We start from the raw sequence: 4,939 nt of genomic DNA on the forward strand, positions 1-4,939 counted from the left end.
TGACCGAGGCTACGGCACCCAGTACCGATTTGCCTATTCTCCTTTCTCCCGGAACCCTGCCGTCACCGCTGCCTGTCATTCATTGGGGTGTGCGCAACGTGACCATTATCGACTCGCCACACGAGTTCAACGTCGAGGACCTGTACGTCGACCTGCGCGGGCCGATCGGCTCCGCGCTGTTCCTGAAATGTGAGGGATTCAACTTCGCGGGGTCGGTGAAGCTCAAGGCCGCGGCGCAGATGGTGGAGGCGGCGGAGGAGGAGGGCGTGCTCGGCGCGGAGTCCGTGCTGGTGGAGTCGTCGTCGGGCAATCTGGGCATCGCGCTGGCGCTCATCGCGGCGAGCCGCGGGCTCCGGTTCCGGTGCGTCACCGACCCGCGCTGCAACCCCGCCTCGCTGCGTTTGATGCGGTCGCTCGGCGCGGAAGTCGAGGTGATCTCCACGCCGGACACCAATGGCGGCTTCCTGGAGAGCAGGATCCGCCACGTGCGGGAACTGTGCGCGTCCAGCGATGACTACGTGTGGCTCAACCAGTACGCGAACCCGAGCAACTGGAGGGCGCATTACCGGCGCACCGCGCCCGCCATCGCGAGCGCCTTTCCTGGCCTTGAGGTGCTTTTCGTCGGCGCCGGGACGACGGGCACGCTGATGGGCTGCGCGCGCTACTTCAAGGAGCACCGGAAACCGGTGACGATCGTCGCGGTCGACGCGGTCGGGTCGGTGACGTTCGGCGGCATCCCCGAGCGGCGGCTCGTGCCGGGCCTCGGCACGAGCCGCCGCCCCGAACTGCTCGACGAGGACTACATCGACGACGTCGTGTTCGTCCCGGAGACCGACACGATCGCGACGTGCCACGCGCTGGCGGCGCGGGGCTTCCTGTTCGGGGGCTCGACCGGCACGGTCGTCAGCGGCGCCGTCCGCTGGCTCGGGGAGAAGTACCCGGGCGCCGAGCCGGTCGCGGTGGCGATCTCACCCGACCTCGGTGAGCGCTACCTCGACTCCATCTACGCCGACAGCTGGCTGGAGGAGCACTTCGGCGCGCTCCCCGCCCGGTCCTGACGCGGCGTCCCGGCCCCGACGCGACCGCCGCGCGGCCGAGCCGCCGGGCGGCGGTCGGCCACGCGGCGGTCGGCCACATGGTCGCGGGGACGGGCTAGCGCTGCTCCATCGCCGCGATCAGGCTCTTCGGCCGCATGTCGGTCCAGGACCGCTCGATGTAGTCGAGGCAGTCCTGCCGGCCCGCCTCGCCGAAGACCTTCTCCCATCCCTCCGGCACCTCGACGAAGACCGGCCACAGCGAGTGCTGGCCCTCGTCGTTGACCAGGACGAGGTAGCTGGCATCGGGGTCGTCGAACGGATTGGTCATCTCGCCGTCCTCTCTCAGGTGATCGGCCCACGCGCACCCACTATGGCGCGCGTCCCCGTGGCCGCGTCAACGCCCACCGCAGGGCCCGCCGCGGGGCCCGCGCGGGAGGCGTTCGACTGCGCCGGTGTGCCGGTTGAACACCAGGTGGGACCGGCTCCGGCGGCGCCCCGCGGCGCCCTTGATCGGCCCGCTCGCGCGGTGCCAGGGTGGCGCATGCCCTTCGTGAGCACCAACGGGATCCGGCTCTCCTACCAGCGCGCGGGACGCGGGGAGCCGGTGCTCCTCATCATGGGGTCGGGCGCGGCGGGCCGCGTCTGGACCCTGCACCAGACGCCCGCGCTGCACCGGGCGGGCTACGAGACGATCGTGGTCGACAACCGCGGCATCGCGCCCTCCGACGTCCCGCCCGGCGACTACGCGCTCGCCGACCTCGTCGCCGACACCCGGGGCCTGGTCGAGGCGCTCGGGATCGGGCCGTGCCGCCTCGTCGGCACCTCGATGGGCTCGATGATCGCGCAGGAGCTGGCGCTGGAGTCGCCGGAGCTGGTGCGCTCGGCGGTGCTGATCGCGACGCGGGCGCGCTCGGACGCGGCGCGCCGCGCCCTGGCGGCGGCCGACCGGGTGCTGCGCGAGAGCGGCGTCCGGCTGCCGGACGCCTACCGGGCCGCGCGGACCGTCGTGGAGATGCTGTCCCCGGCGACGCTGAACGACGAGGCGGCGATCGGGGGCTGGCTGGAGGTCTTCGAGATGTCGGGCGGGGACGACGTCGCGCCCGGTCAGCAGACCGTCGAGCCGGCCGGGGACCGGCGGGAGGCGCTGCGGGGCGTCACGGTGCCGTGCCGCGCGATCGCCTTCGCCGACGACCTGGTCTGCCCGCCGCACCTGGTCGCCGAGGTCGCCGACGCCATCCCGGACTGCGACCTCGTGGAGATCCCCGGCTGCGGCCACCTGGGGAACCTGGAGCGCCCGGACGCGGTCAACACCGCCATCGTCGAGTTCTTCGCCAAGAACTGACCGCCCCGGGCGGCCGGCCTCACACCGGGCGCGGGTCGGCGGGCAGCGGCCACGCCACCGCGCGGGGGTCGGGGACGGCCTTGCGCCACGTCCGCTCGGCCGCGACGGTGAACCCGCGCCGCAGGTAGTTCCCCCGGGCGTTCGGGTGGTCGAGCGTGCTGGTCGTCAGGTGGACGCGCCGGGCCGGGCCGAGGTCCTCGGCCCACACCTTCCCGCGCCGCCAGGCCCGGCGGGCGCACTGCTCGACCAGGTGGCCGCCGAAGCCGCGGCCGACGAAGGCGGGGACGAGCCCGACGAGGTGCACCTCGGTGTCCCCGCCGGGCTGCGCCTCCAGCTCGAAGTAGCCCGCGACCGTGCCCTCGGCCATAGCGATCCACGTGGCGAGGCCGGGGCGGGCCAGCCAGCGCGCCCAGTCGGCGTGCGTCCAGCCGAACCGGTCCGTCCAGCAGACGCGGGCGCCGACCGCCGCGTACAGCGCGCGGCTCAGGTCGGGCGAGGCCGTCCGGGCGAGGCTGAAGGTCATCTCGCCTGGCGGCTCGGCGGCCGGGCGCAGGTCCGCGCGGTCGCGCATCTCCAGCGTCCACTCGGTGACGTCGATCCCGGTGGTCTCGATCCCGGCGGTCTCGATCCCGGCGGTGTCGATGCCGGTCGTGTCGGTCCCGGTGCTCGTCACCGGCGGCCCCCCTCGTTGGCTGGACGGACGGCGGGGACTACCAGCGCCACTCCTGCTGCTTGAACAGGTGCCCGGCCCTGATGTCCCGGTCGGAGCACCAGGTGAGGAACTCCTCGATCTGCTTGATCTGGTAGGTGTCCTCGTTGTAGGTGGTGGCCATCACGTGGCCGAGCCAGTCCTCCTCGCCCATCGCGTAGACGTAGGCCTCGGTGGCGCCCAGCTCGGTCATGATCGCGGCGGCCTGCTCGGCGTTGGAGCCCGACAGCTTGCGCGAGTTGCTCATCTTCTTCGTGACCGGGACCGTCAGCAGCGCCTGGTAGAGCCAGGTCAGCGGCGCGCCGTCGCACTCCATGCCGAGGAAGGCGATGTCGGCGGTGCCGAGGTGGCCCTTCACGTACCGGTACAGGCTCGGGTCGATGCCGGAGGAGTCGGCGCCGACGAACACCTTGCGTCCGGCCAGCTCGACCCAGTACGTCGACTTGGCGCGGATGTCGAGGTCGCAGTGCTCGCCGAGGAACGGCGTGGCGACGACCCGGCCGCCGGGGAAGTCGACCTCGTCGAAGTCGTCGACCTCGATGACGGGGAAGCCCTGGTGGCGGAGCATCAGCGCCATGGACGGGTCGGCGAGGTTCCCGCGCGAGGAGCGCGGCACGACGATCGCGCCGACGCGTCCGCGCAGTTGCAGCAGGGTCTCCAGGACGATGTGGTCCTGGTGTCCGTGCGTGATCAGCACGAGGTCGATGTGGTCGGGCAGGTCGTCCAGCGTGTAGCGGTCGCCGGCGGTGCTGTCGGCGCTGATGAACGGGTCGGTGACGATGGCGGCCTCGGGCGTCTGCAGGACGAGGCACGCGTGCCCGAAGTAGCGGATCCGGCCGCCGCCCTCGATGTGCCGGTCCGCGGCGAGGCTCGGCCGCTCGCTCAGCATCCCCGACAGGTGCGCGGCCTGCGCGTCGTCCAGCCCGAGCGCGTCGCGCAGGTGGGCGAGGGTGGTCGGCTGGACGCGGGCCTTGAACAGCTCCTCCAGGCCGGGGTGGTCGAAGGGGATGTCCAGTTCCAGGACGTCCGGGGACGGCAGCCGAGGCGTGCTGAGGATGAACGGGCGCTCGATGCCGGTCTCGAAGGACAGCTGCACCGACTGGCGGGCGTTGGTGTAGTAGTCGCTCTTGTAGACGACCGGCTCCATGAACCGGAGCTGCGCCTGGTTGTCGGTGTCGTAGGCGAGTTCCACCAGCCCGCCCAGCTCGGAGGGGAGCTTGGGGTAGAGCGGGGTGAGGTCGAACCCGGTCGCGTTCGCGCGCAGCAGTTCCTGGCCGTCGGCGATCGCCTGCGCGAAGCGCAGCATGTCGGCGCGGTCGCGCTTGATGGCGGCGAGCAGGTCGCGCACCTCGTCGGCGCGCTCCTCGGGGATGTTGATGAAGTAGCCGCCGCGCAGCTCGGGGTTGTTGCTCGCCGCGATGTGGACCTGCGGCGACTGGAGGTAGGACTCCAGCAGCGGCACCTGGAGGAACGCCAGGTTCATCGCCGCCTGGACGGGCGCGACCGTGTAGGGCCACGCGAAGAACCGGTCCACCAGCGGTTCGACGATCACCTTCGACCGCAGGAACAGCTTCTCGTCGGTCATCTACGTCTCAACCTCCAGGAACCCGATGGCACGGGCCGTCGCCAGAACGAAAGGGCCCGCGTTTCCAAGGCACGGGCGAAAGGAACGGGCGAAAGACCCGCGCGCCGCGCCGCGCATTCGTACGCACTCCCGCATCAGCATGTCTTCTCCACTCGCGGCCGGGCAATGATCCCCCGCGCATGCCCCGGGGAATTGAACATGCGAAATGGAGCGGGCGCCGTTCAACCGGGTCGTTGAGTCAGTTGAACGGGCCGCGAACTTGATCG

At 71.6% G+C, this 4,939-nt stretch carries 5 protein-coding genes; 2 read left to right on the forward strand and 3 right to left on the reverse strand.

Annotated features, from left to right (window positions below):
* Positions 1 to 98: 98 nt before the first annotated feature.
* Complete coding sequence (gene sbnA / locus KLI87_RS29895) at positions 99 to 1,058, forward strand: 2,3-diaminopropionate biosynthesis protein SbnA (protein ID WP_214619703.1); 960 nt, start codon at positions 99 to 101, stop codon at positions 1,056 to 1,058.
* 94 nt (positions 1,059 to 1,152) lie between these two features.
* On the opposite strand, the gene KLI87_RS29900 is transcribed toward sbnA, so the two are convergent.
* Positions 1,153 to 1,365: an MbtH family protein gene (locus KLI87_RS29900; protein WP_156222844.1), complete on the reverse strand. Its 213-nt coding sequence runs from the start codon at positions 1,363 to 1,365 to the stop codon at positions 1,153 to 1,155.
* 213 nt (positions 1,366 to 1,578) lie between these two features.
* Between KLI87_RS29900 and KLI87_RS29905 the strand changes: the two genes are divergently transcribed.
* Positions 1,579 to 2,379, forward strand: coding sequence for an alpha/beta fold hydrolase (locus tag KLI87_RS29905; protein ID WP_156222846.1), 801 nt, complete (start codon positions 1,579 to 1,581; stop codon positions 2,377 to 2,379).
* A 19-nt stretch (positions 2,380 to 2,398) separates the two neighbouring features.
* Here the strand turns inward: KLI87_RS29905 and KLI87_RS29910 are convergent, their stop codons facing one another.
* The gene (locus KLI87_RS29910) at positions 2,399 to 3,052 is read right to left on the reverse strand and encodes a GNAT family N-acetyltransferase (protein WP_308166301.1); all 654 of its coding nucleotides are present in this window, start codon (positions 3,050 to 3,052) and stop codon (positions 2,399 to 2,401) included.
* Positions 3,053 to 3,089: 37 nt separating this feature from the next.
* Positions 3,090 to 4,673, reverse strand: a complete 1,584-nt coding sequence (locus KLI87_RS29915; RefSeq protein WP_214619705.1) for an MBL fold metallo-hydrolase — start codon at positions 4,671 to 4,673, stop codon at positions 3,090 to 3,092.
* Positions 4,674 to 4,939: the final 266 nt, after the last annotated feature.

The sequence above is a fragment of the Actinomadura sp. NEAU-AAG7 genome (genome assembly GCF_018603865.1).
Taxonomy (GTDB): domain Bacteria; phylum Actinomycetota; class Actinomycetes; order Streptosporangiales; family Streptosporangiaceae; genus Spirillospora; species Spirillospora litoris.

Excerpts from the sequence above, each read along its gene's own strand:
- KLI87_RS29900 (WP_156222844.1), bottom strand. The coding sequence starts at position 1,365 with ATGACCAATCCGTTCGACGACCCCGATGCCAGCTACCTCGTCCTGGTC.
- KLI87_RS29905 (WP_156222846.1), top strand. The coding sequence starts at position 1,579 with ATGCCCTTCGTGAGCACCAACGGGATCCGGCTCTCCTACCAGCGCGCG.
- KLI87_RS29915 (WP_214619705.1), bottom strand. The coding sequence starts at position 4,673 with ATGACCGACGAGAAGCTGTTCCTGCGGTCGAAGGTGATCGTCGAACCG.